Raw genomic sequence first — 2,875 nt, forward strand, 5'->3', positions numbered from 1 at the left:
GTTGCCGGCGCGCACCAGCGCCTCGTCCAGCGTGTGACCATTGGCGATCACGATGAAGTGCGGGAGCATATTGCCCGTCTGGGCATCCACCACCGGGAAGTAGCGCTGATGCTTCTTCATCACGGCGATGAGCACCTCGGCCGGCAGTTCCAGGAACGCTGGATCAAAATCGCCGCGAATGGCGTGCGGACACTCGTTCAGATCCGTCACCTCATCCAGCAGGGCGGGGTCATCCGGCACGCGGCCGCCGACCTCCGCCGCAAGGCGAGATGCCTGCGCAAGGATCTCCTGGCGCCGCCGCTCCCGCTCCACCATGATGGATTTGGATTCCATCAGGGAGAAGTATGCGGAGGCGGATGGGACTTCCAGCGCCGGCGCGCCCAAGGCCCGCAGGCCGCGCGTGTGCCGGCCGGCCCGCACGCCGGCGTATTCGAACGGGATGATATCCGCACCCAAAAGTGCCACATACCAGCGGATGGGCCGGGAGAAGCTCACACCGCTCTGGTTCCAGCGCATGCTCATATCAAAACTCAAGCCGGCCACCAGCTTGGGCAGTGCCTCGGCCAGGATGACGCCGGCCGGCTGGCCGGCGCGCCGCACGCGCGCCACCACGTAGCTCTTCTTCCCTTCCTGGCGCACTTCCAGCGACTCGACCGGCACCCCCTGCCCCCGGGCAAAGCCTACGGCGGCCGGCGTCGGCCGGCCCTCGGCGTCAAAGGCCACCTGCGCCGGCGGCCCCTTGACCTCTTCCTCTTCATCGGGCTGGCGCGGGGCCACATCCTCCACATATACGACCAGGCGGCGCGGCGTACCGGTGATGCGGATGGCGCCGTGCGACAGGCGAGCATCCGAGAGCATGGCCGGCACGCTCTGCTCCAACTGCGCCAGCGCGGCGCGCAGGTCCGAGGCCGGCAGTTCCTCCACACCGATCTCCAGGAGCAAAGGCTGTGGCTCCGCGGGCGCCGGCGGCGTCAGCTCCGCCGGCGGTTCCGGATAGCGCACCCCCTCCAGCACCCACTGCCGCTGAAGGCGCGGAAAGCCCAACTCCTCCCGCTGGCGCACCCAGGCCTGGGCCACACTGCGGGCCAGCCGGCGCATGCGGTTAAAGAAATGGGCGCGCTCCGTCACGCCCACCGCGCCGCGGGCGTCCAGCACGTTGAAGGTATGGGAGCAAAGGAGCACGAAATCGTAGGCCGGCAGTACCAGGCCGGCGTCCAGCAGTTGGTTCACCTGCCGCTCGTAGACGGTGAACAGCTCCTTCATCTGGGCCACATCGGCGTGGTCCAGGTTATAGCGGCTGAACTCCACCTCCGCCTGGAAGAGCACGTCGCCGTAAGTGATGCCGGGCGCCCATTCGATATCGGTGAAGCTCCGCACCCCCTGTAAGGGCATGGCGATGCGCTCCAGGCCGTAGGTGATTTCCACGGAGACGGGGTCGGTGGTGAAGCCGCCGGCCTGCTGGAAATAGGTGTATTGGGTGATCTCCTGTCCGTCCAGCCACACTTCCCACCCCAGGCCCCAGGCGCCCAGCGCCGGCGATTCCCAGTTGTCCTCTACGAAGCGCACATCGTGTTTGGAACAGTCTATGCCCAGCGCTTCCAGGCTTTGCAGGTACAGTTCCTGCGGGTTGGGGGGCTCCGGCTTCAGGATGACCTGATACTGGTAGAAGCGCTGCATGCGGTTGGGGTTTTGGCCATAGCGGCTGTCCGCCGGCCGGATGGATGGCTCGACGTAGGCCACATTCCAGGGCTCCGGCCCCAGCACCTGCAGGAAGGTGGCCGGGTTCATGGTGCCGGCGCCCACGGGGATGTTATGCGGCTGCCAGACGAGACAACCTCTCTCCCCCCAGAAGCGCTCCAGGGCCATGATGATCTCTTGGAACGTGAGCGACCGTTTCATGTTGTGTCTGTCCCCTTCCTCTTGCGCAGATTTTCCACCTGGGAGGCCAGGTACCGCTGTGTGTCGGCGCGTCCGCTTTCGACGTCGAAACGCCCTTCCGCCTTCGTCATATTGGCCAGCAGGGCAGACTCCAGGTCGATATCATACTGGTACGCCAGCTTGAACAGAAAGGTCGCCGCATCCGCCAGCTCCTCCGCCAGCCGGGCGCGCCAATCGGCCAGGCCGGCCGGATCGCGGTATCCCTCGGCGTACAGCACCAGGCGCGCCACCTCCCCCATCTCCTCGAGGAAATGGATGAAGGTGTGCGCCGGCGACGCCAGATGAAAATCGCGCGCCACGTCATATTCTTTCAGCCACCGCTGATACTCCGCGATATGCATGCTCTTTCCCCGCTCATTCTGTGGGGGTTGTTTCCCCACGCGTCTCGCCGGCCGTCCCAGCCGGCGCCATCCCATGATTGACCCGCTCGCGCACCAGGCGCAGGAACTGCACCGACTTGGGCGCGCGCTCCAGCATATAAGTGAGGTATTGGAAGAGCACCTCTTCCAGCTCGGCGTGCACCGCCGGCCGCAGGCGCAGGAACTCCAGCTCGGCATAGGGACGGGTCTGCATATAGCGCAGGACCTTCAGCGCCGGCAGGCTGATGAGGCGGGCGCCGTTGGCCGCCGGCCCGCACGCATCGCACAGCACGCCGCCCCGCCCGACATGGAAGTAATTCTGCGTCGGCCGGATGGGCTGTTGACAGCTCAGGCACACGAACAGCTCCGGCTGAAAGCCGGCCAACCCCATGGCGTGCAGTTCGAAGTAGCGCATCGGCAGGCGCGGCTCCTCCGCCCGCCCCAGACGATCCAGCGTCTCCAGGAACAGATCGAACAGCTCCGGGTTCGGGTCCTGCTCCTGGGTCAGCAGGTCCAGCAGTTCCGCCGCGTAATAGGCATAGCCGGTGCGCCCGAGGTCCTCCCGCAGGGGGAGGAAA

General features: G+C 66.2%; 3 protein-coding genes. All 3 read right to left on the minus strand.

The genetic code is table 11. The features are described 5' to 3' along the window. Nucleotides 1-1,899 (minus strand): glycine--tRNA ligase subunit alpha (locus H5T60_13685; protein ID MBC7243483.1); only part of this gene is annotated, 1,899 nt, incomplete at its 3' end. Beyond that, nucleotides 1,896-2,279 carry a hypothetical protein gene (locus H5T60_13690; GenBank protein ID MBC7243484.1) on the minus strand — a complete coding sequence of 128 codons (384 nt, stop codon included), beginning with the start codon at nt 2,277-2,279 and terminating at the stop codon, nt 1,896-1,898. The genes H5T60_13685 and H5T60_13690, both read right to left, overlap by 4 nt. A gap of 13 nt (nt 2,280-2,292) precedes the next feature. Further along, the coding region (recO, locus tag H5T60_13695) for a DNA repair protein RecO (protein ID MBC7243485.1) at nt 2,293-2,875 on the minus strand (583 nt) is incomplete at its 5' end.

This window comes from Anaerolineae bacterium, from assembly GCA_014360855.1.
Classification (GTDB): Bacteria; Chloroflexota; Anaerolineae; order JACIWP01; family JACIWP01; genus JACIWP01.

Coding starts and splice junctions, on each gene's coding strand:
- H5T60_13690 (MBC7243484.1), bottom strand. CDS start 2,279: ATGCATATCGCGGAGTATCAGCGGTGGCTGAAAGAATATGACGTGGCG.